The sequence below is a fragment of the Paraburkholderia nodosa genome, from assembly GCF_001718195.1.
GTDB classification, from domain to species: domain Bacteria; phylum Pseudomonadota; class Gammaproteobacteria; order Burkholderiales; family Burkholderiaceae; genus Paraburkholderia; species Paraburkholderia nodosa_A.
Map to the genome: position 1 here is coordinate 80,429 of NZ_MCNV01000003.1, position 26,697 is coordinate 107,125.

Sequence of the window (26,697 nt, forward strand, 5' to 3'; positions counted from 1 at the left end):
ACAGGCCAAATTGGCTACCTATAATAGCGGTTTGTTTCGCATATAACGCAATTCCCACAATTCGAGGTGATATCCATGACCATGACCCGTACGATCGAACGCGTGTATCCCGCGGTTCGCACCACCGAGGGTGGCGGATTCATCGTCCATCGGCCGTTTCCGACCCGCCAGCTGATGGACTTCGATCCGTTCCTGCTGCTCGACGAAATGGGCCCCGTCGATTACGCGCCCGGCGAGGCCAAGGGCGCGCCCGACCATCCGCACCGCGGCTTCGAGACCGTCACCTATATGGTCGAAGGCCGCTTCGGCCACAAGGACTCGGCGGGCCATTCGGGCACGCTGCGCCCCGGCGACGTGCAATGGATGACGGCCGGCGCAGGCGTGATCCACAGCGAGATGCCCGACCCCGAATTCACGCGTACGGGCGGCCGCATGCATGGCCTGCAGCTGTGGGTGAATCTGCCCGCGCGCGACAAGATGATGGCGCCGCGCTACCAGGAGCTGCCCACGGAGCAGATTCCGGTGGGCCGCTCGAAGGACGGCAAGGTCTCGGTGAAAGTCATCGCCGGCGAAGCGCTGGGCGTGAAGGCCGCGATCGAAACGCGCACACCCATCCTCTACCAGCACTTCACGCTCGCGCCCGGCGCGCGCGTGGAGCAGCCGGTGCCGAGCGACTATCGCGTGTTTGCGTACGGTCTTTCTGGCACGGGTCTGTACGGGCCCGATGCGCAAGCGATCGATGCCCAGCAGATGGTGACCTTCGCGAGCGACGGCGACACCGTCACGCTCGCCGCCCCGGCCGACGCGAGCGCGCCGCTCAGCGTTCTGTTGATCGGCGGCGTGCCGCTGAACGAGCCGGTCGTGCGCTACGGCCCGTTCGTGATGAACACGGAGCAGGAGATCCGCCAGGCCGTGCTCGACTATCAGGCCGGGCGCATGGGGCGCATCGCTCACTGAAACCGGGTTGCGCGGGGACGGGGCTTCCGAAGCATCGCTACAGGGCGGCCCGGTTTCCGTCACAATAAGGTTTCTGGGGCGCGCATCGCAGGTTGCGCGCCCGTCCCTCTTTAACCGTCCCGCCCGCGAGGAGCGCATGGCCGAACCCGCAGTCACCGCACACATTGGCTCGACGAACTACCAGGTCCAGTTCGACGACGGCACCCACACCTGGATCGCCGACGAACCCGCCTCGCTCGGCGGCGGCGACCGCGGACCGTCGCCCTTCTCGCTCTTGCTCTCGAGCCTTGGCGCCTGCACCTCCATCACGCTGAAGATGTACGCGCAGCGCAAGGAGTGGCCGCTCGAAGGCGTACGTGTGAAGCTCGCGATGGAAACCGGCAGCGAAGGCACGAAGATCGATCGCCAGATCGTGCTCGAAGGCGCGCTCACCGACGAGCAGCGCGAGCGCCTGCTGCAGATCGCCAACGCCTGCCCGGTCCACAAGGTCCTCACGAATACGATCACGATCCGCACGGGTCTCGCCGTCGCTTGAGCGACGGCGCGCGGACACAGACACAGGAAGGCGACGCCTTGAATTTCGAACACCTCATCCAGATCAACGATCCGCTGAACCCGCTCGTCGAGGCCATGACGCGCGAGCAGCTCTGGGAAGGGCTCGTGCTGCGCGCCGAGCAGCCGCAGCTCTTCGTGATCGGGCTCGACAGCTGCACGATCCTCTCGCGCACCGAGAGCACGATGGAGCGCGAGTTGCACTATGGCCACGCCACGGTACGCGATCGCGTCACGCTCACGCCCAACGAGAGCGTGCGCTACGACATCATGGCAACCGCCGAGTACGTGGGCGGCTCGCTCACGATGACGATCGAGCAGCCCGATCCGCTACAGCTCTTTCTGCGCTTCGAGTACCGCACGACGCTGCCGACCGCCGATACCGAGGACGACCGGCAGACCTCCGAGATCGTGAAGTCGGCCTATCGCGAGTCGGACATCGACACCGTGCGTCTCATCCGCCAGTTCGTGCAGGGCGACGGCAGCGCGCTGCACTGACGCCCCCCGTGCGCTTGCCCTATCGCCCTGCGCGGCGCGGCAAGCGCCGATTCAGCGCGCTTCGGCTCAGGCTATCGGCATTCGATTTCGATGAATATCTCGTAGTTGCAAATACGAACTATTATCATTTAGAATTCATCCATCGAATCGAGACAAAGACGTCACGTTCATGACCGAACTGAACCGCACCTCCACGCTTAGCTTGCGCCGCAACGGCAGCTCGGCATTGACCAGCGCGCGACCCAGGCCTGCCGTCACACAGCCCCAGCCGCGCAAGGGCGCCGAACCGGCGGCCGCCGCGGCAAGCGACGAGAGGAAACTGGATAGCGCGGCGCTGCTGCAAGGCCGCAGCCACGTGAGCATCATGCACAACGGCGAAACGTATCAGCTGCGGGCCACCCGGCTCGGCAAGCTGATCCTGACGAAATAGGCTTTACGCAGTTTTCAACCGGGTATTGTGGGGACCGCCTCCACCGAGAGGCGTTGGGGCATTAGCCAGCAACGACGGCTTGCACGCGAGATCTAGACCCCTTCGTGCAGACATCCTTCAAGCTTCAAGCCAGCCGTCGAAGCAAGCCACGCCATTTTTTTGTTCTCATACCAGATCGGGGCGGCGCGCGAAGCGTGAGCCGCCCGGGACAAACGCCGCGGCATCCGTCCGCGGCTTTTGTTTTTTCCGGCGCCGCCCGGCGCGGCAAAGGATTGCTTACTCCACCTCCAGCGCCGCGATGCCCGCGCGCGCGATGGCGGCGTCCTGGTCGGACTTCACGCCCGAGACCCCGACCGCGCCAATCACATCGCCGTTCACGCTCACGGGTACGCCGCCTTCCAGCATGCCCGTGAGCGGCGCACTCAGGAACGCCGTGCGGCCCTGCTTGATCACGTCCTCGTACACCTTGCTCTCGCGGCGGCCCAGCGACGCGGTGCGCGCCTTGGCCACGGCGATCTCCGCGCTGATGGGCGCTGCGCCGTCGAGGCGGCGCAAATGCAGCAGATGGCCGCCATCGTCGACGATGGCGATCGTCACGTGCCATTCATTCGAACGGGCGTGCGCGACGGCTGCCTCGGCTACCCGGATCACGTCTTCATCGGTCAGTACTGCTCGCGTTCGCATGCGTCTCTCCGAAAAGTCAAAAACCGGATTTGGCGAAATCGCCAACCCGGTTTTGAGAGTAACACCCAGACTTGTGCCGCGACGCGCTGATCCTTCGTATGTCGCCTATATCAGCGGCAGATGAAGAAGCGTCGAAACAGGCTCAGCGCACCCAGCCCCAGAACATGAGCCACCAGGCGCTGTCCACCACGGCGAGCGCCAGCGCAAAGCCCGCGAGCGCGAGCGCGCGCTGCCAGAACCGCGAACTGTAGCGCCCTGTCACGCGCCACGCGAGCCACGCGCTCCAGAGGTTCGTGATGATCAGAATCGCAATGCGCACCTCGGCGGCCCAGTCGAGCGGCACGTGCTCCGCGCGCAGCAGCGAGAGCGTCGTGGCGGACAGGCCGAGGAACACGCCGGCCCCCGCCAGCGGGATCAGCGACTGTGCGAAGTGATGCAGACGGCGCATCTCGAAACGCCCGAGCACGGCAGTCGAGCCCGCGAGGATCGCGAGCAGCACGGTGCCATAGACGAGCCCCGTCGCAACGATATAAGCGACGATCATCGCGCCGTCGAGCCACGAGAAGACGTCGTTCTGCGCGGGGTAATGCGTGAGCAGGAACCACGGCGCGTTGGTATCGAGCGGCCAGGTGATGTCGCGGTCGATGAGCCAGCCCGCGAGCCACTGCTTGACGCCGATGAACCACGGCGAGCCGGTCCAGTGGAACGCGCCGATCGCCACGCCGAGCAGGCCGTAGAGAATCAGCGCCGTGTCCCACCCGCTGGCCTGGCTGTCGCCGAGTTCGACCACCTCTTGCGCCGGCGATCGCCACGAGAGCGCGATGGCGTCGCGGTGGCCGCTGCAGCGGCCACACATGTGGCACTGCGCTGCGCCCTTCATGTTGCGCAGCGGCACGAGCGGCGCGCAGTTCACGGGAATCACGCGATGCCCGCCGTGCTCGCCGTGCGTGTAGGAGTTGCGCCAGGCGTCTTCGTCGACCTTGTAGCGAAACGGCGCGAGACGCGCCAGAAGCGCGAAAACCCCGTTCACGGGGCAGAGATACTTGCACCACACGCGCTTTTCGCGCCCGTACAGAAAGCCGATCACCATCGCGCCGAGCGTCGATCCGCCCAGCACCAGCAACACCGCCTTGGGGTACTGGTAGACGCTCACCATCTGTCCGTAGATCGTGGTGAGACCGAAGGCCACGAAAGGCCAGCCGCCCCAGCGCATCCAGTGCGGGATGGCGCGGCCGCGGCCGAACTTGCTCGCGAACTCGGTGAGCGCGCCTTCGGGGCACAGCACGCCGCACCACACGCGGCCGAGCATCACCATCGAGAGCAGCACGAACGGCCACCAGATGCCCCAGAACACGAACTGCGCTGCGAGCGTGAAGTTGTTCCACAGGTGCGCCGTGTCGCCGGGCAGCGGCATCGCCGCCGGCACGAGAATCAGGAATGCGTAGACAGCGACCACGACCCACTGCACGGCGCGGATCGCCGCGCCGTTACGTTGCATCCACTGGCCCGCCTGGGCGAGCTTGCCTGGTCGACCCGTTGCCTGCGTCGGGCGAGCGGATGCACAACTCATGCTGCCTTCCTCTTCGCAACCGCACCCGCGCGGCCAGTGGCGCGCCGCACGAGGAACCACACCACGAGCCAGTACACGGCATAGGCGATCAGGTTCATGAGCGCCGGATGCGCGCGGTAGCCCGTAAGCGTCGCGACGAGCGAGCCGAAGGTGCTCGAGTCGTCGAGGATCGCCGAGGAGTTCCACACCTGGTCGACGATGGTCGGCAGGATTTCCTTGTCGATCAGCTTGTCCACGCCGGTCTGGAACAGGCCCGCGCCGAGGAACAGCAGCATGATCTCGGTGATGCGGAAGAAGTGCCGCCACGAGAAGATCTTGCCGCCCAGCTGCAGGAGATAGAACGTGAGGAACGCGAGCGCGAGGCCGATCAGCACCGCGAGGTACTGACTCGCGTCCACATGGCCCGACTGGCCGAAGCCGAGGCCGTAGAGAAAGATCACCGTCTCGCTGCCCTCACGCGCGATGGCAAGCGTGACGAGAATCGTTATGCCCCACCAGTTCGCGTCCTGCGTGCTCTTTTCCAGCGACTCTTCCATCTCGCGTTTGAGCGTGCGGCCGTGCTGCTTCATCCACAGCACCATTTGCACGATCAGCACGCACGCCACCAGCACCATGCCGGTCTGGAAGTAGTCCTGCGCATCACCCGACAGCACTTCGGTAAAGCCGACCAGCGCCGCGCCGAGGCCGATGGCGGCAAGAATGCCGAGCGCCACGCCGCCCCACAGGTACGGCACGCCGCGCCGCGCATCCGCGTCGCCGTTTTTCAGCCACGCATAAAGAATCCCGACGACGAGCAGCGCCTCGACGCTCTCCCGCCATACGATGAACATCACCTGACCCATTCAACACCTCCCGCTACCGGCGATACGCGCCGGCGGCCTGACTTCTCAATGCCCATTTGGCGACGCTCATTTGGCGACGATCACGCCCTGCGCCTGCTGATGGAAATCGTCGAAAAACTTGTACTCGCCCGGATCGAGCGGCGCGATCACGACGAAGGAGTCCGCGCCCGGCGCCAGGACTTTTTCCTTGCGCAGCTGAACGCTCTCGAACTCCGCTGCGCCCTTGCCCGTATTGCGCACCTCGATCTTGATGCGCTTGCCCGCCGGCACTTCGATGCGCGCGGGGTTGAGCTTGCCGTCGGCCATTTCGAGCTTGAACGTGGGCAGATCTTCGGCGTGCGCCGTCGTGGCCACGCCCGCCAGCGACACCGCAAACGACGCGCTGAGTGCGAGCGCCGCAAACTTCCGCATTCCAGTCATTGGTTTTACCTGCTCCTTGCTGCCATTCATGCGGCGGCGCTGCACGCGATGCGCGCCGCCGCCCGAGCTGCTTCGCGACGGCTTAGTAGCCGCCCTTCTTGCCGATGCCCGCGAACGGGAAATCGTATTCCAGCGTGATGGGCTTGAACCACGGGCCCACGCCCGTTTCCTTGTCGACGTGACGGCCGAACGCCATGTGGCCCGTCTGCATCGGCGCGTCCACGATCAGCTTGAGGTGGTACTTGCCGGGACCGGCCAGCTTCACGTTGTCGCCATAGTGCGGGCCGTCGTTCGCGACCATCGGCATCAGGTCGCCCTTTTGCGCATAGCTCGACCCCGGCTTCGTCAGTTCGTAGTGAACCTGCAGATACGGCATCCAGTCGCCTTCGGCGAAACCGGTCGGGTTGTTCTTGACCGCGTGGATATCCGATTCGAGGTGAATATCGGAATCCGATGCCTTGCGCATCATGCCTTCGGGCTCCATCGTGATCGGCTGCAGATAGACCGCGCCGATCTCCATGCCGCCCTGGATGGCCTGCTTGCCGATCGGGTATTCAGCTGCGTTGGCGGCAAATGCCGCCGTGGCGGCCGCAATGACGGCAGTGCCGCGCACGAGAGTGTGAATCCGCATCGAAACTCCTGGTTTTTATATGAGGGTGACTTCCCACTGAGCCTGCCGCATGCACATAAGAAAGTTAATGCGAACAATTCTCAATAATGGCGAAGTTTAACACCGATGCAGATGAGGGACAAATTCGGCGCCAGGAAAAGCCTCAGTGGAACAGGGTTTTAGCAGCGCCTGGTTAACACAGGCTTAGGGCGCCTTACAGCGGGGTTCCCGGGCCGGGAATACACGAAAGGCAATCGAAGGAATACTGGGGGCGAGACAGGCGCAGGGCGGCGTCCCTGCCGCCCTGCCCGGCCGAGGGGATAGCCCGCTCGACGCCCATCAGATCGGATGATCGCCCACGTTCGCCCCGAACACGCGCCGGCGCAGCACGGCAAGCTGGTCGCGCGTCTGTGCGGCCTTCTCGAATTCGAGGTTCTTCGCGTAGTCCATCATCTGCTTTTCGAGCTTCTTGATTTCCTTCGCGATCTGCTTCTCGGACATGTCCTCGAACTTCGCGCGCTCCTGCTCCTCGCGCAGTTCGGCGCGGGCTTCATCGACGTTGTAGACGCCGTCGATGATGTCCTTGATGCGCTTCACGACGCCGCGCGGCACGATGCCGTGCTCTTCGTTGAAGTGCATCTGCTTGGCGCGGCGGCGCTCGGTTTCGTCGATGGCACGGCGCATCGAATCCGTGATGCGGTCGCCGTAGAGGATCGCCTTGCCGTTCACGTTACGCGCGGCCCGGCCGATCGTCTGGATGAGCGAGCGCTCGGCGCGCAGGAAGCCTTCCTTGTCGGCGTCGAGAATCGCCACGAGCGAGACCTCGGGAATGTCGAGGCCCTCGCGCAGCAGGTTGATGCCCACGAGCACGTCGAACGTGCCCAGACGCAGGTCGCGGATGATCTCCACGCGCTCGACCGTGTCGATGTCGCTGTGCAGATAGCGCACCTTTACGCCGTGGTCGGCGAGGAACTCCGTGAGCTGCTCGGCCATGCGCTTGGTGAGCGTGGTCACCAGCACGCGCTCACCCGCGGCCACGCGCTCGTTGATCTCGCCGAGCACGTCGTCGACCTGCGTCGATGCGGGCCGCACTTCGATCACCGGGTCGACGAGGCCCGTGGGCCGCACGACCTGCTCGGCGATCTGCCCCGTCACTTTCTTCTCGTAGTCGGCCGGCGTGGCCGAGACGAATACCACCTGGCGCATCTTGCGCTCGAACTCGTTGAACTTGAGCGGCCGGTTATCGAGCGCCGAAGGCAGCCGGAAGCCGTAATCGACGAGATTCTCCTTGCGCGCGCGGTCGCCGTTGTACATACCGTTGAACTGGCCGATCAGCACGTGCGACTCGTCGAGAAACATCATGGCGTCGGTCGGCAGGTAATCGACGAGCGTAGGCGGCGGCTCGCCGGGCAGCGCGCCCGAAAAGTGCCGCGAGTAGTTCTCGATGCCCTTGCAGAAGCCCAGCTCCTGAAGCATTTCCAGATCGAAGCGCGTGCGCTGCTCGAGGCGCTGCGCCTCCACGAGCTTGCCTTCCGTGTGGAAGAACTCGAGGCGCTCGCGCAGTTCCGACTTGATGGTTTCGACGGCGCGCAGCACGGTCTCGCGCGGCGTGACGTAGTGCGACGACGGGTACACCGTAAAGCGCGGAATCTTCTGGCGCACGCGGCCCGTGAGCGGATCGAAGAGCTGCAGCGTTTCCACTTCGTCGTCGAACAGCTCCACGCGCACGGCCATTTCGGCGTGCTCCGCCGGGAAGATGTCGATGGTATCGCCGCGCACGCGGAAGGTGCCGCGCTGGAAGTCCTGCTCGTTGCGCGTGTATTGCATGGCGATCAGGCGTGCGATGACGTCGCGCTGGCCGAGCTTGTCGCCGTGGCGCAGCGTGAGAATCATCTGGTGGTATTCGGACGGATTGCCGATACCGTAGATCGCCGAAACCGTCGCGACGATCACCACGTCGCGCCGCTCCATGAGGCTCTTGGTGGCCGAAAGCCGCATCTGCTCGATGTGCTCGTTGATCGACGAATCCTTCTCGATGAAGAGATCGCGCTGCGGCACATAGGCTTCCGGCTGGTAGTAGTCGTAGTACGAGACAAAGTACTCGACGGCGTTGCGCGGAAAGAACTCGCGGAATTCGGCGTAGAGCTGCGCGGCGAGCGTCTTGTTCGGCGCGAACACGATGGCCGGGCGGCCGAGGCGCGCGATGGTGTTCGCCATCGTGTAGGTCTTGCCCGAGCCCGTCACGCCGAGCAGCGTCTGGAACGAGAGGCCGTCTTCCACGCCTTCCACGAGCGTTTCGATGGCCGTAGGCTGGTCGCCGGCCGGCGGGTACGGCTGGTAGAGCTGGAACGGCGAGCCTTCGTAGTGGACGAATTTCGACTCGTCGAGCGCGGGCGCGTCGGCGACGGTGTGGTCGGACATGAGGGCATCCTGTGCGCGGAGCAAACAACTATTCTAGCGTCTCGCCGCCTCTTGCCGAGGGGCGAGCCTGGGTGGGTCTGACTGAACCTTGGGGGGTCTGGATGCTAGATGGGTGCGGCGGCCGGCTCTGCAAGGGCTACGCGCCCAGACGACGATCGGCGGCCGGCGAACGCTGCGCAACGACACCGCAGAAATCGCCCAATCGTACCGGAAATAGCCCTCAAAACGGCGCGGAGAATGGCAAATCCGCGGAAATCCCGCTTGAGGATTCGTTACAATAGCGAGTTCCGTGGCCGGTGCAGCATGCGGCCCAACCGATCTTCCTTCACTCTAGCCGAACGATCATGTCCCTCTTTTCCGCTGTCGAACTCGCCCCCCGCGACCCGATCCTGGGTCTGAACGAAGCCTATAACGCCGATGCGCGCGCGACCAAGGTGAATCTCGGCGTGGGCGTGTACACCAACGAGGAAGGCAAGATTCCGCTGCTGCGCGCGGTGCGCGAAGCAGAAAAGGCCCGCGTGGAAGCCGGTCTGCCGCGCGGCTATCTGCCGATCGAAGGCCTCGGCGCCTACGACGCCGCGGTGCAAAAGCTGCTGCTCGGCGACGACTCGCCGCTGATCGCCGCGGGCCGCGTCGTCACGGCGCAGGCGCTGGGCGGCACGGGCGCACTCAAGATCGGCGCGGACTTCCTCAAGCGCGTGAACCCGAGCGCCAAGGTCGCGATCAGCGACCCGAGCTGGGAAAACCACCGCGCCCTCTTCGAAAGCGCGGGTTTTGAAGTCGTCGCGTATCCGTACTACGACGCGCTGACCAACGGCGTGAACTTCGAAGGCATGCTGAGCGCGCTGAACGGCTACGCCGCCGGCACCGTCGTCGTGCTGCACGCGTGCTGCCACAACCCGACCGGCGTGGACCTCACGATCGACCAATGGAAGCAGGTCATCGAGGTCGTGAAGGCCCGAGGCCTCGTGCCGTTCCTCGACATCGCCTATCAAGGCTTCGGCGACGGCATCGCGGAAGACGGCGAAGTCGTGCGCCTCTTTGCCGCTTCGGAACTCAACGTGTTCGTCTCGTCGTCGTTCTCGAAGTCGTTCTCGCTGTACGGCGAGCGCGTGGGCGCGCTGTCGATCCTCACCACCAGCAAGGAAGAGTCGGCGCGCGTGCTCTCGCAACTCAAGCGCGTGATCCGCACGAACTACTCGAACCCGCCGACGCACGGCGGCTCGGTGGTCGCAGCCGTGCTCGGCTCGGCCGACCTGCGCGCCATGTGGGAAGCGGAACTCGGCGAAATGCGCAACCGCATCCGCGCGATGCGCACGGGCCTCGTCGAGCGCCTCACGGCCGCCGGCGTGGACCGCGACTTCAACTTCATCAACGTGCAGCGCGGCATGTTCTCGTACTCGGGCCTGACCGCTGCCCAAGTCGACCGCCTGCGCGAAGAGTTCGGCATCTATGCCGTGAGCACGGGCCGCATCTGCGTGGCCGCGCTGAACACGCGCAATCTCGACGTCGTGGCGAGCGCAGTCGCACAAGTGCTGAAGTAAGCGCGTTCGCCAGCAAGACAGGCCGCTGCGCAGCGGCTAGCCGGCGCGATAAAAAAGGCGTCCGTTCTTTCGAACGGACGCCTTTTTCTTTGGTGAAGACTGCGGAAAACCCGCCGGCAAGTATCAGCCGCCGTGGCCTCGCGAATCGCGATGGATATCGTGCGTGACGAAGCCCGAGTCGTTGTCCGGCTTGTCGAGCCAGTCCGGCTGCGCGAGCGAGGCGCGGATATCCTGCAAGCCGCTAGCCCAGTGCTCGTGCATGGTCGAGAGGCCGAACTGGTAGTCCTTGAAGTGCCCCTCGTATTCCTTCTGCCTGTAGATGAGGTGGATCACGTTGTACTTCTTCGAGCACGAAAGCTCGTCCGCCAGCGCGACCCACGGGTCATTGCGATGCTCGGGCGCGACGCGGTCGAGAACCTCGCGCAACACATGCCGGTAACGCTGCGAGCGCTGCAGGATATCGGTCACGAGGCGCGTGCGGCTCGAATACTGAATGTCCTTCACGCGCCCCTGCACGTCGATGAGGTTGTCGGGCACCGGCCCGCGCGCGCTCCAGAGATCGACCTGGAACGCGAGCGTGTCGCGCCGCGGCGTAGTCTGGATCACCTCATAGAGCGGCGTGTTCGACATCAGGCCGCCGTCCCAGTAGTACTCGCCGTCGATCTCCACCGCCGCGAAGCCCGGCGGCAGCGCGCCCGAGGCGATGAAATGCTCGGGACGCAAGGTCGTGGTCTTGTTGTCGAAGTAGACGAAGTTGCCGCTGCCCACGTTGACCGCGCCCACTGACACGCGCGTTTCGCCCGAGTTGATGCGCTCGAAATCGCACAAGCGTTCCAGCGTGGCCTTGAGCGGCTTCGTGTCGTAGTAGCTGGCCGTTTCGGGCGAACCCGATCCGTTGGGCAGCGGCGGCGGGAAGCGCGGCACGAAAAAGCCCTTCTGCCCCTCCACGATCGCGCCTGCCGCCTGCATCGCCGTGAAGGTCTTGCGCACGGCGGCGTTTGCATTGAAGAGCGCATGCTCGACGAAGGGCGGCAGCGGGAAGCTGAAGGCGGGCTGGCAGATCGTCTCCCAGAACTCGCGCAGCCGCGCCACGCGATGTTCGGGCGCATTGCCCGCGATCACGGCGGTATTGAGCGCGCCGATCGAGATACCCGCGATCCAGTTCGGCGCGATGCCGGCCTCGACGAGCCCTTCGTACACGCCGGCCTGATACGCGCCGAGCGCACCGCCCCCTTGCAGCGTGAGCGCGATGGTTTCCCATTCTTTCGCTTGCGCGCCGCAGTTCGAAACATGCGGCTGCGGTGCGTTCCCCTGCGGTGCGTTCCCGACACGCGCGCCGGTATGCGCGCCGACCTCGTCGTCGACTGCGCTCGACTGGACCTGCCCCTTCTTGCGTTGCGCCATTGCCGCGCCTCCTCGGCCCGATGCCTGCGTTATTGCATGAACCAGCCGTGGCTCACCACGAAAGACTGGCCGGTAAACGCAGCGCTCGGGAACGCCGAGAGGAACAGCACGGTCTGCGCGACGTCTTCGACGGTCGTGAAGATGCCGTCCACCGTGCCGCCGAGCATCACGCGCTTGACCACTTCTTCCTCCGAGATGCCGAGTTCCTTCGCCTGCTCCGGAATCTGCTTTTCCACGAGCGGCGTGCGCACGAAGCCCGGACACACCACATGCGAGCGCACGTTGTGCTTGCCGCCTTCCTTGGCGAGCACGCGCGCGAGGCCGAGCAGCGCGTGCTTGGCCGCGACATAGGCCGACTTGAGCGGCGACGCTTCGTGCGAGTGCACCGAACCCATGTAGATCACGACGCCGCCGCGGTCGTCCTTGTACATGTGCTTGAGCACCGCCTTGGTGGTGAGGAACGCGCCGTCCACGTGGATGGCCTGCATCTTCTTCCAGTCGGAGAACGCGTAGTTTTCGATCGGGTTCACGATCTGGATGCCGGCGTTCGAGATGAGGATGTCAACCGGGCCGAGTTCGGCCGCGACGCGGTCGATGCCCTGATTCACGGCCTCTTCACTCGTGACGTCCATGGCGACGCCGATGGCCTTGCCGCCTGCGCCCTTGATCTCTTCGGCCACGGCATCCGCGCCGCTCTGGTTCAGGTCGGCGATGGCGACCGCGGCGCCCGCCTGCGAGAGCGTGAGCGCGATCTGCTTGCCAATGCCGCTGGCCGCGCCGGTAACGACGGCGACCTTGCCATCGAGTTTCGTGTTCAGAGAGAGAGACGACATCGGGCACCTCCAGGTGAGTGAACGGGACAGGATGAAACCTCGGAGCGCGCGCCGTCAAACCTGACGAATGGCTTATGCCATCCGGCCGGATGTTGCGTCGCGGCCAACGAGGCTATTGTGCATGAAGGCGCCTCGTCGAAGCATCGAGCAGGACAGGCAAAAGAGATTTTCGCCGCACTGCAAGGCGCGGCGCGCACGGCGCAAGCCGTTCAGCAGCGACGGCCAAGTCGTGCTAGCTTTATCGGCTCACAAGGAGGCGTTCATGAACTATCGGCGACTGGGCCGCTCAGGCCTGCAGGTAAGCGAACTGTCCATCGGCTCGTGGGTCACCTACGGCAACCAGGTCGACGCCAGGCTCGCGCGCGAATCGCTCGCGGCGGCGCGCGACGCCGGCATCAACTTCTTCGACAACGCCGAGGCCTACGCCGGCGGCAAGTCGGAAGCGCTCATGGGCCAGGCGCTCAAGGAACTCGCGTGGCCGCGCGTGAGCTATGTGGTCTCGACCAAGTTCTACTGGGGCTTGAACGAAGCGCCCAACCAGTACCACACGCTCAACCGCAAGTACCTCATGAACGCCATCGACGGCTCGCTCGAGCGGCTGCAGCTCGAGTACGTCGATCTCGTGTTCTGCCACCGCCCCGACCCGAACACGCCGGTCGAGGAAACCGTCTGGGCAATGAGCGACATGATCACGCGCGGCAAGGCGCTCTACTGGGGCACCTCGGAGTGGAGCGCCGACGAAATCCGCGCCGCGTGGGAGATCGCGGAGCGCCATCACCTGCACAAGCCGGTCATGGAGCAGCCGCAATACAACCTGTTTCACCGCACGCGCGTGGAAGACGAATACCGCCGGCTCTACGAAGACATCGGCCTCGGCCTCACCACGTGGAGCCCGCTCGCCTCGGGTCTGCTCACCGGCAAGTACCGCGGCGGCGTGCCGACGGGCAGCCGCGCGGAACTGCAGGGCTACGACTGGCTGCGCAAGAACGTCACCGACCCCGACAAGAACGAGATCGTCGGCAAGCTCGCCGAGTTCGCGAAACAACTCGACTGCTCGGTGGGGCAACTGGCGCTCGCGTGGATCCTGAAGAATCCGCACGTGAGCACGGTCATCACCGGGGCCTCGCGCATCGAGCAGATCGGCGAAAACATGAAGGCGCGCGACGTGGCGGAAAAGATCACGCCGGACGTCAAGGCGCAGATCGAGGCGATCGTCGGCGACGCTTACGACTGACGTGGAGCGCGTACCCGCGAGGCGCGGCGCACCCGACACCGCGGGGCGGATTCGCGCGCGGGCATAGCCGGACGGACGGCGTACCGCGGGCCGCGTCTTGCGGTGGCGTACAATACGCGGCCTCGCGGGCGGCGCAGTCATCGCGCCGCCGCTGCCGTCTCCCCCGTATTCACCGGACCTCGTGTCCCGTCCATCATGCTGAGCTACCGTCACGCCTTCCACGCCGGCAATCATGCCGATGTCCTGAAACACGCCGTTGTCGTGCAACTGCTGCATTACCTCGGCAAGAAGGACAAGGCGTACTGGTACATCGACACTCACGCGGGCGCCGGCGCCTATGCATTGCGCGAAGGCTACGCGACGAAGAACGCCGAGTTCGACACGGGCGTCGGCAAGCTGTGGGGCCGCAACGACCTGCCTGCGGCGCTCTCGGACTACGTCGACGAAGTGGCGGCGCTGAACCCCGACGGTGAGTTGCGCTTCTATCCCGGCTCGCCCTATCTCGCATGGCGCCTCATGCGCGAGCAGGACCGCATGCGGCTGTTCGAATTGCACAGCACGGAAATCGACGTGCTGCGCCACCGCTTCCACGACGCAGGCCGCCGCGTGATGATCTACGCGGGCGACGGCTTCGACGGCATCAAGGCACTCCTGCCCCCGCCGCCGCGCCGGGCGCTCGTGCTGATCGACCCGTCTTTCGAGGACAAGCGCGACTACGCGCGCACGCTGACGTGCGTCGAGGAAAGTCTCAAACGCTTCGCGAACGGCACCTATGCGGTCTGGTATCCGCAGGTCACCCGTCCCGAATCGCAGCGCTTCCCGGAGCAACTCAAGCGCCTGCAGAACAAGAACTGGCTGCACCTCACGCTTTCGGTGAGCAACCCGCCAGAAGACGGCTTCGGCCTCTACGGCAGCGGCATGTTCATCCTGAACCCGCCGTACACGCTCGAAGCGGCGATGAAAGAGGCGCTCCCGTGGCTCGTGAAAAATCTCGGCCAGGACGCCGGCGCGCAATTCAGGATCGAGTCGCGCGGCGACTAAGCCACGGACTCAACCCCGCCTGAACGGCGTCACTGCCCGGACGGTAGCGGCTGGGGAAGCGGCGGGTTTGGGCGATGAGGGGGGCGCGGCGGCCGCGGCGGTGTCGGCCTCCCGCCGCCCTGCTGCACTTCCACATACGGCGCGACGACATACGGCTGCGAAGAATCCGGCGCGAGACCCGCCGGTTGCGTCGCCTGAACCATCGGCTCGTGCGAGAGCGGCGCGTTTTGCAGCACCAGCCCCGGTTGGCCGTCGCTGATCCCTCTTTGTGTATCCAGAATGAGCGGCTGCCCGGCATGCGCGCCGACGCTGGCGCACGCCATCACGACGACGATCAGGCCCGCACGCGCAACAGAAAAACGACGCAACGCGCGGCGCGGCAACACAGGCATGCGGTGGGAAATGCGGTCTAGCACCATGAACGGCCCCCGGAGAGAAAGCGACACCATTGCTATGACGGCTTGTCGCAAAAAGACTTTACCTTACCCCGGTGGGAAGGCTCAGACTCGGTTCCATCGGCGGTGCAGAAACGACAAAGCCCCGCCAATGCGGGGCTTGAGATCGTGCTGCTTCAACCGGACTGAGCCCGGTCAAAGCTGGCTTACAGCGAGTTGTAGCCGTTCGTTTCGATCGAACGAAGGCGCTGCTCGAGCTGGACGATATCGGCCGACGAGGCGAGATACGCTTCGCGGCGACGACGTTCGGCAGTTTCAAACCAGTTGCTCAGCTTTTCAAGAAGGAATGCAAACATGACGGTGTGCTCCAAGGATTCGGTTCGGCGATCCCCGGTGAATTTGCATCAGGGATAACCCTCATCAGGGATAACCCGTATTGTAACGGTTGCACCGAACTTTGCCAGTGAATTGCCCGAATACTGTGCATTCCATTTTGGAATGACCCCTAAGTGCGAATCGGCAACATCATGTTCTATCGACACATTTTCCAGCGAATTCGCGGAGACTTGACGGCAACCACGTTACATCGCACCAATACGGTGCAAACAGCCCATGTGGTTGCGTCAATTTGCCCGCCGCGGTTGCACCTGCGCTCAGTGCACGTGGCCGGGCTCGTGGCACTCTGTAGTCGCGGCGTCGGCAAGCCGTTCGATGATCGGGCAGTCGGGCCGGTCGTTGCCCTGGCAGTGCGAGGCCAGGTGGGCGAGCGTGTCGCGCATCTGGGAGAGTTCGGCGATGCGCTGGTCGAGTTCCGCGACATGTTCGAGCGCGATCGATTTGACCTCGGAGCTCGCGCGGGAGCGGTCGTGCCAGAGCGCCAGCAGGCGCCGGATGTCCTCTACCAGAAAGCCGAGCCGGCGCGCCTGGCGGATGAAGCGCAGCGAATGCACTTCCTCCGCGCCATAGACGCGGTAGCCGGACTCCGTACGCCCTTTGGGCGCGAGCAGCCCGACACTTTCGTAGTACCGGATCATTTTTGCCGTAACGCCCGATTCGCGCGCCGCTTCACCGATGTTCACGCCGTTCTCCCGCTGTCTGGTCGATCGTTTGATCAATGCACTGATCGTACACCTTCCCACGATGGGAAGGTCCAGCGCGGCATCCAGTCCCCGCTGGCATAATCCGCCGACGGCCTCATATCGAGTAGGACAAGCCTCAATCTCTGAAAAAGGAACACACGATGATTCAGTTCAACGTCGAAGGCATGAGCTGCCAGCACTGCGTAGGCGCCGTCACGCGCGCGATCCACGAACACGACGCGCAAGCCCGGGTCGAGATCGATCTGGCCGCCGGCCGCGTGAAGGTCGAATCGAGCCAGAGCGCCGAAGTCCTGAAAACGGCGATCGACGAAGCCGGCTACACCGTCGTCGGTACGGCCAGCTGACGGTCCGGGCCATGTTCAAGGTTGCCGTGATCGGCGCGTCTGGCCTGCTTGGGCGCGCCGTGGTGCGCGAACTCGCCGCCGATACCGCCTGGCAAGTCGTGCCGACCGCGTTCCGTCACGGCGGTCCGCAACAGACTGTGCTCGATGTGCGCGATACGCAGGCCGTGAACGCGTTCGTCGAGCGCGAGGCGCCCGACGCGATCGTGCTGGCCGCTGCCGAGCGCCGCCCCGACGTGTGCGAGCACGATCCGGCAGCGGCGCGCGCGCTCAATGTCGATGCGGTGCGCAGCGTCGCCGCGGCGGCGCGGCAGCGCGGCGCGTGGGTGCTCTCGATCTCCACCGACTACGTCTTCGACGGCACCGAGCCGCCCTACCGCGTCGACGACACGCCGAATCCGCTCAACGCCTACGGCCACAGCAAGCTCGAAGGCGAACGGGCCTTGCTCGAAACCAGCGACAACGCCCTCGTGCTGCGCCTGCCGTTGCTGTACGGGCCGATCGTCGGCTGGCACGAATCCGCCGTCACGAGCCTCGTGCCGGCCATCGTCGCTTCGGGAGAGACCGGGGCGCAGGCGGCGCCGATGGACGCGTGGGCCACGCGCTACCCCACTTTCACGCCCGACGTGGCGTTCGTGATCCGCGAACTGTTGCTGCGCTGCGCAGACGGCAACGCGGTGCGCGGGGTCGCGCAGTGGTCCGGCGACGAGCCGATGACGAAGTACGACATCGCCCAACGGATCGCGCAGGCGCTTGGCGTAGAGGCGCGTCTGCTCGCACAGCCCACGCCCACCGACGCCACGCCGCGCCCGCGCGACTGTCATCTCGATTCGAGCCGCCTCGAAACGCTGGGGATGGGCCGCCGCACGCCGTTCGACGTGGCGATTCGCGCCGTGCTCGACGCTTTCATGAGAGACGGCGCGCCGGCCGCTCGCCAGTGAAAATTCAGTGAAAATTGCGGCTCTCTGTGGCGAGCCGCCCGAGCAGCCGGCTGTGGTCTTCCAGCCGGTGCGCCACGAGGTGCACGACCTCGCCCTCGCGCTGCACCACGCCCGCCACCGCCAGCAGCGAAGACCCTAGCAGTTCCTTGCGCTGCAACTCGACGAGCGACGCGTGCACGATCACGTTGACGCTGCCGGTCTCGTCCTCGAGCGATACGAAGATCGTGCCGTTTGCCGTGCCCGGCCGCTGCCGCACCGTCACGATCCCGCACACGCGCGCGAGCATGCCGTGCCGGCAGTGCGCCAGTTGCTCCGCCGTGCGAAAACGCTGCTTCGCGAGGCCGTGGCGCAGCAGTTCGAGCGGATGGCGATTGAGCGTGAGACGCAGGCTCGCGTAATCGGCGACGATTTCCGCACCTTCAGAAGCGCGCGGCAGCGCGAGCGGCGCCTCGGCAACGGGCGCGTCGCGCAAAAGCGCAGGCACCGCGTGCTGCGCGGTCACGGCCCACCATGCCTCGCGCCGGTGGCCCGCGATGCTCTCGAGCGCGTTCGACGCCGCCAGCGCCTCCAGCTCGCGTCGCGTGAGCGCCGCGCGGCGCGCGAGATCGTCGACGTCGGCGAACGGCGCGCGCTCGCGCGCTTGCATCACCCGCCGCGCGGCATCTTCGGAAAAGCCCTTGATGAGACTGAAGCCGAGGCGCACGGCCGGCCCGCCGCGTCCATAGCGCTGCGGCGCAAGCGCAATGCGCAAGTGCACGACGCGCTTGAGGCCGTCCATGAACCTGTGCCGCCGGCCGCCGCGCTTGAGCGTGCCCCTGCGCGTCAGCACGGCCGCACCCAGCAGCGCGCGATAACGCAGCCCCTCGGCGTTGCGTGCGCGAACCGCCTCGCCATCGAGCCGCTCGCCGGGTGCGTCGCGCCGCTCCAGCACCGACGCCCAGTCGCTCAACGCGATATCGGGCGCGCGCACCGGCACGCCGTGACGCTTCGCATCCTGCACGAGCTGAGAAGGCGAATAGAAACCGAGCGGCTGACTATTCAGCAGTCCTGCCAGAAATGCGGCGGGCTCGTAACGCTTGAGCCACGAACTCGTGTAGACGAGCAGCGCGAAACTCGCCGCATGGCTTTCCGGAAAGCCGTAGTCGCCGAAACCCTCGATCTGCTTGCAGATGCGCTCGGCGAATTCCGGCGAGTAGCCCTTCTTGAGCATGCGCTTCGTGAGATCGGCCTGATACGGCCGCAGATCTCCATCGCGCCGCCATGCGGCCATTGCGCGGCGCAGCTTGTCGGCTTCCTCGCCGGTGTAGTCCGCGGCGACCATCGCGAGATGCATCACCTGCTCCTGGAAGATCGGCACGCCGAGCGTACGTTCGAGCACCGGGCGCAATTCTTCCTTCGCATATTCCACTGGCTCGTCGCCGTGCCGGCGCTTGAGGTACGGATGCACCATGTCGCCCTGAATCGGCCCCGGTCGCACGATCGCCACCTGGATCACGAGGTCGTAGTACGTGCGCGGCCGCAAACGCGGCAACATGCTCTGCTGCGCGCGCGACTCGATCTGGAACACGCCGACCGTATCGGCCCTGGCGCACATGCGGTACACCGCCGGGTCCTCGACCGGAATGTCCTGCACGCGCATCTCGGGCAACCCGCGCCTGAGCGCCACGAATTCGAGCGAGCGCCGGATCGCCGAGAGCATGCCGAGCGCGAGCACGTCCACTTTCAACAGCCGCAGCGCGTCGATATCGTCCTTGTCCCACTCGATCACGTAGCGGTCCTTCATCGCCGCGTTTTCGATCGGCACGAGGCGCGAGAGCTTGTCGCGCGCGATCACGAAACCGCCCACGTGCTGCGAAAGATGGCGCGGAAAACCGCGCAGCTCGCGTGTGAGGCGGATGAGCTGCTGCGTCACGTGCGAATCGGGCGAAAAGCCCGCTTCCTCCAGATGGCGCGCGATCGAATCGGGGCCGTCCCACCACTGATGCGCGCCCGAGAGCTTTTCGACGAGCGCATTGTCGAGGCCGAGCGCCTTGCCGACATCGCGCAACGCGCTGCGCGAGCGATAGGTGATGAGCGTCGCGGCCAGCGCGGCGCGGCGCGTGCCGTACTTGCGGTAGATGTACTGAATGACCTCTTCTCGGCGCTGATGCTCGAAGTCGACGTCGATATCGGGCGGCTCGTTGCGCGCGCGGGAGAGAAAACGCGCCACGAGCATGTTCATGCGCACGGGGTCGATCTCCGTGATCTTCAGGCAGTAGCAAACCACCGAGTTCGCCGCCGAGCCTCGCCCCTGGCACAGGATCTTCTGATCGCGCGCGAAGCGGACGATGTCGTGCACCGTGAGGAAGTACTTCTCGTACTTCAGCTCGTCGATGAGCCCGAGCTCCTGCTCGATCTGATCCCGGCGCTTGTCGTTCAGGCCGTCGGGCCAGCGCTCCAGTGCGCCCTTCATCACGAGCTTGCGCAGCCACGACTGGGGCGTCTCGCCGGGCGGCACCAGTTCCTCGGGATATTCGTAGGCCAGTTCGCCGAGCGAAAACGTGCAACGGCGCGCGACGTCGAGCGTCGCGTCGAGCGCCTCGCGCGGATAAATCGCGCCAAGCCGCACGCGCGAGCGCAGATGCCGCTCTGCATTCGTTTCCAGCGCGCGCCCGCACGAAGCGAGCGGCTTGCCGATACGGATCGCGCTCAGCGTATCCTGCAACGGCTTGCGCGAACGGGCGTGCATCAGCACACCGCCCGCCGCGACGAGCGGCAGGCCGCTCTCCTGCGAGACGTGGCGCAGCACTTCGATCTGCGTGTCGTCGCCGCCGGTCTGCCAGAGTTCGAGCGCGAGCCAGGCGCGCTCGGCCGCGAAGCCCGCGAGCCAGTGCGCGGCGCGCAGCGTTTGCGCGAGCGTGGCCGCGCGTTGCGGCACGAGCAGCAACACGCACTCGCGCAAGTGCTGCAGATGCTCGAAACCGGGCTCGGGCTCGGTGAAATCGGCGGGATGCACGCGATAGCTGCCCTTTGCCGCCCGCGAGCGAGCCAGCGTGATCAGCTCGCAGAGGTTGCCGTAGCCTTCGCGTGTCGTTGCGAGCGCAACGATCGTGCAGAACGGGGCGCCATATTCGTCGACGAGATTCAGCTCGCTGCCGATCAGCAGGTGCAGCGACGGCTCGAACGGGCCCAGCGCCGCGGCAGCGGCATGGCCGCCGCGTTCGCGGGCCTCGCGCACGGCTTCGTCATACGCCTTTTTGCGCGCCTCGTCGTATTCGTTGAGCGCACTCCAGGCGCGCACGACGCCCGCGAACGAGCATTCGTCGGTGATCGCGAGCGCGCGGTAGCCGTGGCGGATCGCCTGCTCGACCATCTCGCCCGGGCGCGACGCGCCGTGCAGGAAGGTGAAATTGGTCAGGCAGTGCAGCTCGGCGTAGTCAGGCAGCTGCGCGGCCAACTGCGGCGGCAACTGTGGAGGCGACGACGCGCCCGTCCCGCTGATCGACATGATTCCTGAAACCCGAAAGAACGACGAATAAGCGCTAGCCGAACAGCCCTTGCAGATACCACTGGCCGCCAATGCGCTCGCGATACAGCCAGAACATGCGACCCTGGTCGTCGGCGGCGACGTAGTAGTCGCGCCCGACGCCCTCGCCGTCCCACCAGCCGGACTCGATGCGCTCGGTGCGCGTGAGCGTCTTCAGCGGCCGGCGATAAACGGGCCGATCGCCGCGCGTCGCAAGCTTGAGCGGCTTTTCGAGCAACCACGCGGGACGCGGCTGGGTCGGCAGCGGCACCTCGGGCAGATCGAAGGCGCTTTGCACGGGCGCGCTCGCGCCGGCTTCCTGCTGCGGCTTGCCTGCCTTGCGCGGCCTGCGCGTACGCTTCGCGCCGCTCTCGCGGTAAGGCCGCGCCGACATCGCCAACTCGGGCCGGTGATCGTCCTCGACGAAAAGCTGCAGCACGTTCTGCTCGCCAAGCCGCGCGCCGATGCGCTCGAAGAGCTGCCCGAGCGATGCCTCGGCAGCCTCGGCCATCGGAAAGAGCGTGTCGGTGGGCGCCGCGTATTCGCTCACCTGCGAGGCGACGAGCGCAAGGCCGATCACGGGCGCGGCAAGCTCAGTCTGATTCAGGCGCTCGCGAAGCAGCCACAGCAGATGCTCGGCGTCGCGCGAAGGCGATGCCCAGGCGATCGTGAGGCTAGATGTGCGCGGCGCGTGACGCGAAGCCAGCTCGTGCTCCAGACGCAGCTCGAAGCCGCTCAACGCCGCGTGCTGTGCTGCCAGCCAGCCGGCCAGCTGCATCACGAGCCGGCGCGCGGCAAAGAGCAGCGCCTCGGCGCTCTCCACGCGCGCCTGCAATTCGAGCGACGCGTGAAACGACGGCGGCGCGGCGAACCAGACGCGCGGGTCGGGCGCCTCGCCGCGCGCCTGCGCGAGCCAGCCGAGCACGCCGTCGCCGAAACGCCGCACGATGCCGTCGCGCGGCAACCGCCGCAAATCGCCGAGCGTCGCGCAGCCGATCTGCGTGAGCGCGTGGTCGTGCTGCGCGGCGAACGGCGCAAGCGTGACCGGCAGTGAGTCGAGCACGCGCGCGAGCGTCGTTTCCTTGAGCACGTGCCAGCGGCGCGACGAACGCGTGACGTGCGCCTGCGCGAGCGTCCATGCCCCCCACGCCGTGGGCGCGCACGCCATGCGCGCGGTGTGCCCGCAGCCGGCCACTGTCGCCGCGACCCTGGCGAGCAGCGCACGCACGCCGCCGAACAGACGCAAGCTCGAGCCGACTTCGAGCAGCAGCGTGTGCGACTGCGCGAACGACACCTTGGGCGTATAGGCGAGCAACGCGAGCGCGAGCGCCTCGAACGCGCGGGTCTCGCGCGCCGGATCGGCTTCGAGCAGCACGAGCCCCGGCGCGAGCGCGAGCGCATGCGAGCGCGTGTTGCCGGGCTCGACGCCTGCGCGCAGCGCGTCGAGATCGGCGATCAGGATGCGCGTGTGGTCGGCGAGCGCGTAGCAGCGCGGCGCGCTGGTGACATGGGCATCGACGCTTTCAGGCAGGAGCGGCGTTGACGGCGCCGGCGGCATCAGAGGTCTGACGGCCTCCAGCGGCAACAACGGCAAGGTGACGGCGATCCACAGCATGATTGACCCCGGGCCACGGCATGACGACGGAAGCTGCGTCCGGCTGGGGCAGCACCGCATCCTGCAGCGGCAATGTAATGACGAGTGGCTGGGCGGGCGGCGGCCCGCGGCGCTTGAAAATATCGACGGAGAGCGCGGCGAACTGCATCCATTGCCGGCGGTTCAGGCTCGCGTCGTCGGGCGGCGGCACCGGCGAGCAGGTCATGCGCAGCGGCGCCGGCGACGACTGGTTGCGCGCGGCGAGCGGCCGCACGAGAAATGCGAGCGCCTGCGAATCCTGGGCGGCGACCTGTAGACGGCGCACAGCGTCGGCGCGCGCCTTCGCCTGCCAGAGCAGCACGGCGCCCATGCCTTCCTGCTTGAGCGCCTGTTCGGCCACCCAGGCGGCTTCGTCTTCGGCCGCGCGCACCCAGATCACGCGATCGAGCGCGAGCCCCCACGCCTTGAGCGCGCAGGCGTATGGGCGCCACGGCGGCGCGACGAGCAGCACGTGCCGGCCCGCCTGCGCGGTGAGCGCGCGCAGCGCCGGCGCGACGAGCCGCATCTCGCCCACGCCGCCCTGTTCGACGAGCAGCTCGGTCAGGCTGCCCGAGGGCCAGCCGGCGCCGGGGAGCTGGGCGTCGAGCGTCGCGTGGCCGCTCGGCACCGTGCGCTCGCTGGCGCGCGCGAGCTGATCGCCTTGCCACACGCGGCTTTGCAGCCGGGGGGGCAAGTGCGCGGCGAGTTGCGCGGTGGTTTGCGCAGTGGTCTGGGCTGCTGCTGCCATGGTTCGTGGCCTGGTTGATGGGAACGCTGCGCCCTGCCCGGCAAGAAATGGGGCATCGCAGGCAGGAGGCAGCGCGCCTCCACCTGTATATTTATACAGTATTTTTTGGGATTGGAGGAGGCGGAAATTGGGGGTGGGTCACTTTGCAATCGCCGAGCGGCGACCGGACCGCCGCCGGACGTCGCGCTGACGTCCGGGGCAAACGCCGCTTAATACACGCCGCCAGCCCGATGTGGGCGGTGTGCGATAAGGGCGGCAGAGCTTGTTGCTATCAAGACGCCTGCGCCGACGTCATATCGAGCGCCACGGCTTGCGCCACTTCGATGCCGTCGATGGCCGCCGAGTAGATACCACCGGCATACCCGGCGCCTTCGCCCGCCGGATACAGACCTTCGACGTTCATGCTCTGGTAATTGTCTTTGCGACGAATGCGCAGCGGCGACGACGTGCGCGTCTCCACGCCGGTGAGCACGGCGTCGTGCATCGCGAAGCCTGCGATCTTCCTGTCGATCTGAGGCAGGGCTTCGCGGATGGCTTCGATCACGTAGTCGGGCAGCGCGGTGCTGAGATCGGTCGGGTGCACACCCGGCTTGTAAGACGGCACCACGGAGCCCAGCGACGTCGACGGACGACCGGCGATAAAGTCGCCGACCAGCTGGCCCGGCGCCTGGTAATTGCCGCCGCCGAGTTCGAACGCCCGCTCTTCCCACTTGCGCTGGAAGGCGATGCCCGCGAGCGGACCGCCCGGATAGTCCTCCGGCGTGATGCCGACGACGATGCCCGCATTCGCGTTGCGCTCGGCCCGCGAATACTGGCTCATGCCATTGGTGACCACGCGGCCGGGTTCGGAGGTCGCCGCGACCACCGTGCCGCCCGGGCACATGCAGAAGCTATAGACCGCCCGTCCATTGTTGGCGTGATGCACCACCTTGTAGTCGGCCGCGCCGAGTTGCTTGTGGCCCGCAAACTTGCCGAAACGGCTGCGATCGATCACCCCCTGCGGATGCTCGATCCGAAAGCCCAGCGAAAACGGCTTGGCTTCCATGAACACGCCGCGATCGTGCAGCATCTGGAACGTGTCGCGGGCGCTGTGGCCGACGGCCAGCACGACGTGGTCGCACGGCAGCGTCTCGCCGTTCGAAAGCTTGAGCGCGCGCACCTTGCCCTGTTCGATCTCGATGTCTTCGACGCGGGTTTCGAAGCGCACTTCACCGCCCAGCTCGTGGATGGTGGCGCGCATTTTTTCCACCATGCTGACGAGACGGAACGTGCCGATGTGCGGCCGGCTCAAGTACAGGATGTCTTCCGGCGCGCCCGCCTTGACGAACTCCTCGAGCACCTTGCGGCCGTAGTGGTGCGGATCCTTGATCTGGCTGTACAGCTTGCCGTCGGAAAACGTCCCGGCCCCGCCTTCGCCGAACTGCACGTTGGATTCGGGGTTGAGCACGGACTTGCGCCACAGCCCGAAGGTGTCCTTGGTGCGCTCGCGCACGGCCTTGCCGCGTTCGAGGATGATGGGACGAAAGCCCATCTGCGCGAGGATCAGTCCCGCGAACAGGCCGCATGGCCCCATGCCGATCACCACCGGACGCGGATGCGTCGAGTGCTCGGGCGCCTTGGCGACAAAGCGGTAGGTCATGTCGGGCGTCACCCCGCAATGCGGCTTGCCGGCGATCCGCTTGAGCGCGGCCGCTTCGTCCTTGACTTCGACGTCGACGATATAGGTCAGCTTGATATCCGAGCGCTTGCGTGCGTCGTGCGCACGGCGGAATACGGTGTAACGCACGAGCGCATCCGCCCCCACGCCGAGTTCCGCGAGACGTCCCCGAATCGCGGCTTCAAGTTCGCTTTCGGCGTGGTCGAGGGGGAGTTTGACTTCGGATAAACGTAACATGGCTGCCAGGGTGCGATCGCCACGGGAGTTGTGGCCGATCCGTATTTTATAGGCTCGGTGGCTTTTCAAAGGGAACGCAAGCCGTACGACGAGACGCGAGCGCGTATGACCCAACATGGGAGAAAAAGAAAAAGGGGCTACAGGCCAATGGCGTGTAACCCCTCGGTATTGCTGGTCGGAGCGATAGGATTCGAACCTACGACCCTCTGATCCCAAATCAGATGCGCTACCAGGCTGCGCTACGCTCCGACGAATCAGCGATTGTATCGGCACTGATGCCACGTCGTCAAATCTGAGTGAGCCATAGCGACGAAAAGCGATCCACATCACGCGCTTGCCGCACACCGGCCTGGCGTGCACCATGACAGGACACGCCGCACGTGCACCCCATACCGCCAAAAAAGGAGACGCCATGCACCTCATCCTCTGGCGCCACGCCGAAGCCGAAGACATCGCCGCCAGCGACCTCTCCCGCCAGCTCACCACACGCGGGCGCAAGCAGGCGCAGAACGTCGCGCGCTGGCTGCGCGCGCGCCTGCCCGACGACGCCGTGATCCTCGCCAGCCCCGCCGCACGCACCATCCAGACCGCCGAGGCGCTCACCGACCAATATCGCGTCGTGCGCGAACTCGCCCCCGAGGCGAGCGTCGAGGAGGTGCTGACCGCCGTCGGCTGGCCCAAGGGCCTCGCGTCCACGGTCGTCGTGGTCGGCCATCAGCCCACGCTCGGCGAGGTCGCGGCGCGGCTGCTCTCGGGCGGCGCCGATTCGCGCAGCTGGGCCGTCAAGAAAGCCGGCGTGCTCTGGCTTGCGAGCCGTGAGCGCGACGGCGGCGACCAGGCGGTCCTCCACGCGGCCATCACGCCCGATCTCGTCTAGCCCTGACCCCGCCTGCGTCTGCCCACCGGGCCGCCTGCGCGCGGCCCCTACAGCGGTTCAAGCGCGGTTCAAACGCGATTCAAGCGCCCTTCAAACGCGCCCGCCGCCCCCCGCCTTTCGCGCCACCTCGTCCGTCTGCCTGACGCCACGTCATCGAATCGTCATTGCGTTTTCATGGAAACGTAACCGCGTATTACTACATTGCCGGAAAAGTTCTCTTACT

25 protein-coding genes and 1 tRNA gene are annotated in these 26,697 nt (G+C 66.0%); 10 read left to right on the top strand and 16 right to left on the bottom strand.

All coding sequences use genetic code 11. The features are described 5' to 3' along the window. Positions 1–75 precede the first annotated feature (75 nt). The 4 genes from BFD71_RS06600 to hemP all read left to right on the top strand — a co-directional run bounded on the left by BFD71_RS06600 (position 76) and on the right by hemP (position 2,437). A complete protein-coding gene (locus BFD71_RS06600) occupies positions 76–957 on the top strand; it encodes a pirin family protein (RefSeq protein ID WP_069262509.1) in 882 nt (293 codons plus the stop codon). A gap of 136 nt (positions 958–1,093) precedes the next feature. Beyond that, complete coding sequence (locus BFD71_RS06605; RefSeq protein ID WP_069262510.1) at positions 1,094–1,492, top strand: OsmC family protein; 399 nt, start codon at positions 1,094–1,096, stop codon at positions 1,490–1,492. A gap of 38 nt (positions 1,493–1,530) precedes the next feature. Beyond that, entirely contained in the window at positions 1,531–2,007 is a 477-nt protein-coding gene (locus tag BFD71_RS06610) for an SRPBCC family protein (protein WP_069262922.1), read from the top strand. Between the two features lie 169 nt (positions 2,008–2,176). Then, positions 2,177–2,437, top strand: coding sequence for a hemin uptake protein HemP (gene hemP, locus BFD71_RS06615; RefSeq protein WP_069262511.1), 261 nt, complete (start codon positions 2,177–2,179; stop codon positions 2,435–2,437). 276 nt (positions 2,438–2,713) lie between these two features. Here hemP and BFD71_RS06620 read toward each other — a convergent pair whose 3' ends face one another. From BFD71_RS06620 to uvrB, 6 genes are all read right to left on the bottom strand, one after another. Continuing rightward, positions 2,714–3,121, bottom strand: a complete 408-nt coding sequence (locus BFD71_RS06620; protein ID WP_069262512.1) for a GlcG/HbpS family heme-binding protein — start codon at positions 3,119–3,121, stop codon at positions 2,714–2,716. Between the two features lie 142 nt (positions 3,122–3,263). Next, entirely contained in the window at positions 3,264–4,691 is a 1,428-nt protein-coding gene (locus BFD71_RS06625; RefSeq protein ID WP_069262513.1) for a 4Fe-4S binding protein, read from the bottom strand. Further along, complete coding sequence (locus tag BFD71_RS06630; RefSeq protein WP_069262514.1) at positions 4,688–5,533, bottom strand: FTR1 family iron permease; 846 nt, start codon at positions 5,531–5,533, stop codon at positions 4,688–4,690. The genes BFD71_RS06625 and BFD71_RS06630 overlap by 4 nt, the downstream gene beginning before the upstream one ends. Before the next feature lie 66 nt (positions 5,534–5,599). Further along, positions 5,600–5,944, bottom strand: coding sequence for a cupredoxin domain-containing protein (locus tag BFD71_RS06635; RefSeq protein ID WP_141710608.1), 345 nt, complete (start codon positions 5,942–5,944; stop codon positions 5,600–5,602). Positions 5,945–6,035: 91 nt separating this feature from the next. Continuing rightward, positions 6,036–6,584, bottom strand: a complete 549-nt coding sequence (locus BFD71_RS06640; RefSeq protein ID WP_069262516.1) for an iron transporter — start codon at positions 6,582–6,584, stop codon at positions 6,036–6,038. A gap of 318 nt (positions 6,585–6,902) precedes the next feature. Continuing rightward, positions 6,903–8,984, bottom strand: coding sequence for an excinuclease ABC subunit UvrB (uvrB, locus tag BFD71_RS06645; RefSeq protein ID WP_069262517.1), 2,082 nt, complete (start codon positions 8,982–8,984; stop codon positions 6,903–6,905). A 344-nt stretch (positions 8,985–9,328) separates the two neighbouring features. On the opposite strand from uvrB, the gene BFD71_RS06650 reads away from it, so the two are divergent. Further along, positions 9,329–10,528 carry an amino acid aminotransferase gene (locus tag BFD71_RS06650; RefSeq protein WP_069262518.1) on the top strand — a complete coding sequence of 400 codons (1,200 nt, stop codon included), beginning with the start codon at positions 9,329–9,331 and terminating at the stop codon, positions 10,526–10,528. Positions 10,529–10,651: 123 nt separating this feature from the next. Here BFD71_RS06650 and BFD71_RS06655 read toward each other — a convergent pair whose 3' ends face one another. Both BFD71_RS06655 and BFD71_RS06660 read right to left on the bottom strand, forming a co-directional pair. After that, positions 10,652–11,932: a DUF3734 domain-containing protein gene (locus BFD71_RS06655; RefSeq protein ID WP_069262519.1), complete on the bottom strand. Its 1,281-nt coding sequence runs from the start codon at positions 11,930–11,932 to the stop codon at positions 10,652–10,654. 29 nt (positions 11,933–11,961) lie between these two features. Then, on the bottom strand, positions 11,962–12,765 hold the full coding sequence (locus tag BFD71_RS06660) for a 3-hydroxybutyrate dehydrogenase (protein ID WP_069262520.1): 804 nt from the start codon (positions 12,763–12,765) through the stop codon (positions 11,962–11,964). Positions 12,766–13,027: 262 nt separating this feature from the next. Between BFD71_RS06660 and BFD71_RS06665 the strand changes: the two genes are divergently transcribed. Beyond that, positions 13,028–13,999: a potassium channel beta subunit family protein gene (locus BFD71_RS06665; protein ID WP_069262923.1), complete on the top strand. Its 972-nt coding sequence runs from the start codon at positions 13,028–13,030 to the stop codon at positions 13,997–13,999. 195 nt (positions 14,000–14,194) lie between these two features. After that, positions 14,195–15,040: a 23S rRNA (adenine(2030)-N(6))-methyltransferase RlmJ gene (locus BFD71_RS06670; protein ID WP_069262521.1), complete on the top strand. Its 846-nt coding sequence runs from the start codon at positions 14,195–14,197 to the stop codon at positions 15,038–15,040. A 29-nt stretch (positions 15,041–15,069) separates the two neighbouring features. Here the strand turns inward: BFD71_RS06670 and BFD71_RS06675 are convergent, their stop codons facing one another. From BFD71_RS06675 to cueR, 3 genes are all read right to left on the bottom strand, one after another. Further along, positions 15,070–15,459: a hypothetical protein gene (locus tag BFD71_RS06675; protein ID WP_176732837.1), complete on the bottom strand. Its 390-nt coding sequence runs from the start codon at positions 15,457–15,459 to the stop codon at positions 15,070–15,072. A 182-nt stretch (positions 15,460–15,641) separates the two neighbouring features. Further along, positions 15,642–15,791 carry a DUF3563 family protein gene (locus tag BFD71_RS38955; protein WP_083245111.1) on the bottom strand — a complete coding sequence of 50 codons (150 nt, stop codon included), beginning with the start codon at positions 15,789–15,791 and terminating at the stop codon, positions 15,642–15,644. Between the two features lie 297 nt (positions 15,792–16,088). Next, positions 16,089–16,514: a Cu(I)-responsive transcriptional regulator gene (gene cueR / locus BFD71_RS06680; RefSeq protein WP_069262523.1), complete on the bottom strand. Its 426-nt coding sequence runs from the start codon at positions 16,512–16,514 to the stop codon at positions 16,089–16,091. A gap of 161 nt (positions 16,515–16,675) precedes the next feature. Between cueR and BFD71_RS06685 the strand changes: the two genes are divergently transcribed. Both BFD71_RS06685 and BFD71_RS06690 read left to right on the top strand, forming a co-directional pair. Then, positions 16,676–16,879 carry a heavy-metal-associated domain-containing protein gene (locus tag BFD71_RS06685; protein WP_069262524.1) on the top strand — a complete coding sequence of 68 codons (204 nt, stop codon included), beginning with the start codon at positions 16,676–16,678 and terminating at the stop codon, positions 16,877–16,879. A gap of 11 nt (positions 16,880–16,890) precedes the next feature. Next, positions 16,891–17,817 (top strand): dTDP-4-dehydrorhamnose reductase family protein, encoded by a 927-nt coding sequence (locus tag BFD71_RS06690; protein ID WP_069262525.1) that lies wholly within the window; start codon positions 16,891–16,893, stop codon positions 17,815–17,817. A 4-nt stretch (positions 17,818–17,821) separates the two neighbouring features. On the opposite strand, the gene BFD71_RS06695 is transcribed toward BFD71_RS06690, so the two are convergent. The 5 genes from BFD71_RS06695 to BFD71_RS06715 form a co-directional block, all read right to left on the bottom strand. Further along, on the bottom strand, positions 17,822–21,304 hold the full coding sequence (locus BFD71_RS06695; RefSeq protein ID WP_069262526.1) for an error-prone DNA polymerase: 3,483 nt from the start codon (positions 21,302–21,304) through the stop codon (positions 17,822–17,824). A 34-nt stretch (positions 21,305–21,338) separates the two neighbouring features. Continuing rightward, positions 21,339–22,937 (bottom strand): Y-family DNA polymerase, encoded by a 1,599-nt coding sequence (locus tag BFD71_RS06700; protein ID WP_069262527.1) that lies wholly within the window; start codon positions 22,935–22,937, stop codon positions 21,339–21,341. Then, positions 22,846–23,703, bottom strand: coding sequence for a translesion DNA synthesis-associated protein ImuA (gene imuA, locus BFD71_RS06705; RefSeq protein ID WP_083245112.1), 858 nt, complete (start codon positions 23,701–23,703; stop codon positions 22,846–22,848). Before imuA ends, BFD71_RS06700 begins: the two co-directional genes overlap by 92 nt. A gap of 271 nt (positions 23,704–23,974) precedes the next feature. Then, positions 23,975–25,597 carry an NAD(P)/FAD-dependent oxidoreductase gene (locus BFD71_RS06710; RefSeq protein ID WP_069262528.1) on the bottom strand — a complete coding sequence of 541 codons (1,623 nt, stop codon included), beginning with the start codon at positions 25,595–25,597 and terminating at the stop codon, positions 23,975–23,977. Positions 25,598–25,769: 172 nt separating this feature from the next. Beyond that, positions 25,770–25,846 (bottom strand) — tRNA-Pro (locus BFD71_RS06715). 163 nt (positions 25,847–26,009) lie between these two features. Here BFD71_RS06715 and sixA point away from each other — a divergent pair. Next, the gene (gene sixA, locus BFD71_RS06720; RefSeq protein ID WP_069262529.1) at positions 26,010–26,474 is read left to right on the top strand and encodes a phosphohistidine phosphatase SixA; all 465 of its coding nucleotides are present in this window, start codon (positions 26,010–26,012) and stop codon (positions 26,472–26,474) included. Positions 26,475–26,697 lie beyond the last annotated feature (223 nt).

Bases quoted from the DNA above. Each gene is read 5' to 3' on its own strand.
- BFD71_RS06635 (WP_141710608.1), bottom strand. From the start codon at position 5,944: ATGCGGAAGTTTGCGGCGCTCGCACTCAGCGCGTCGTTTGCGGTGTCG.
- BFD71_RS06695 (WP_069262526.1), bottom strand. From the start codon at position 21,304: ATGTCGATCAGCGGGACGGGCGCGTCGTCGCCTCCACAGTTGCCGCCG.
- BFD71_RS06630 (WP_069262514.1), bottom strand. From the start codon at position 5,533: ATGGGTCAGGTGATGTTCATCGTATGGCGGGAGAGCGTCGAGGCGCTG.
- hemP (WP_069262511.1), top strand. From the start codon at position 2,177: ATGACCGAACTGAACCGCACCTCCACGCTTAGCTTGCGCCGCAACGGC.
- BFD71_RS06665 (WP_069262923.1), top strand. From the start codon at position 13,028: ATGAACTATCGGCGACTGGGCCGCTCAGGCCTGCAGGTAAGCGAACTG.
- BFD71_RS06710 (WP_069262528.1), bottom strand. From the start codon at position 25,597: ATGTTACGTTTATCCGAAGTCAAACTCCCCCTCGACCACGCCGAAAGC.
- BFD71_RS06690 (WP_069262525.1), top strand. From the start codon at position 16,891: ATGTTCAAGGTTGCCGTGATCGGCGCGTCTGGCCTGCTTGGGCGCGCC.
- BFD71_RS06605 (WP_069262510.1), top strand. From the start codon at position 1,094: ATGGCCGAACCCGCAGTCACCGCACACATTGGCTCGACGAACTACCAG.
- uvrB (WP_069262517.1), bottom strand. From the start codon at position 8,984: ATGTCCGACCACACCGTCGCCGACGCGCCCGCGCTCGACGAGTCGAAA.
- BFD71_RS06640 (WP_069262516.1), bottom strand. From the start codon at position 6,584: ATGCGGATTCACACTCTCGTGCGCGGCACTGCCGTCATTGCGGCCGCC.
- imuA (WP_083245112.1), bottom strand. From the start codon at position 23,703: ATGGCAGCAGCAGCCCAGACCACTGCGCAAACCACCGCGCAACTCGCC.
- BFD71_RS06655 (WP_069262519.1), bottom strand. From the start codon at position 11,932: ATGGCGCAACGCAAGAAGGGGCAGGTCCAGTCGAGCGCAGTCGACGAC.
- BFD71_RS06600 (WP_069262509.1), top strand. From the start codon at position 76: ATGACCATGACCCGTACGATCGAACGCGTGTATCCCGCGGTTCGCACC.
- BFD71_RS06675 (WP_176732837.1), bottom strand. From the start codon at position 15,459: ATGGTGCTAGACCGCATTTCCCACCGCATGCCTGTGTTGCCGCGCCGC.
- BFD71_RS06625 (WP_069262513.1), bottom strand. From the start codon at position 4,691: ATGAGTTGTGCATCCGCTCGCCCGACGCAGGCAACGGGTCGACCAGGC.
- BFD71_RS06650 (WP_069262518.1), top strand. From the start codon at position 9,329: ATGTCCCTCTTTTCCGCTGTCGAACTCGCCCCCCGCGACCCGATCCTG.
- BFD71_RS06660 (WP_069262520.1), bottom strand. From the start codon at position 12,765: ATGTCGTCTCTCTCTCTGAACACGAAACTCGATGGCAAGGTCGCCGTC.
- BFD71_RS06670 (WP_069262521.1), top strand. From the start codon at position 14,195: ATGCTGAGCTACCGTCACGCCTTCCACGCCGGCAATCATGCCGATGTC.
- BFD71_RS38955 (WP_083245111.1), bottom strand. From the start codon at position 15,791: ATGTTTGCATTCCTTCTTGAAAAGCTGAGCAACTGGTTTGAAACTGCC.
- BFD71_RS06685 (WP_069262524.1), top strand. From the start codon at position 16,676: ATGATTCAGTTCAACGTCGAAGGCATGAGCTGCCAGCACTGCGTAGGC.
- BFD71_RS06700 (WP_069262527.1), bottom strand. From the start codon at position 22,937: ATGCTGTGGATCGCCGTCACCTTGCCGTTGTTGCCGCTGGAGGCCGTC.
- sixA (WP_069262529.1), top strand. From the start codon at position 26,010: ATGCACCTCATCCTCTGGCGCCACGCCGAAGCCGAAGACATCGCCGCC.
- BFD71_RS06620 (WP_069262512.1), bottom strand. From the start codon at position 3,121: ATGCGAACGCGAGCAGTACTGACCGATGAAGACGTGATCCGGGTAGCC.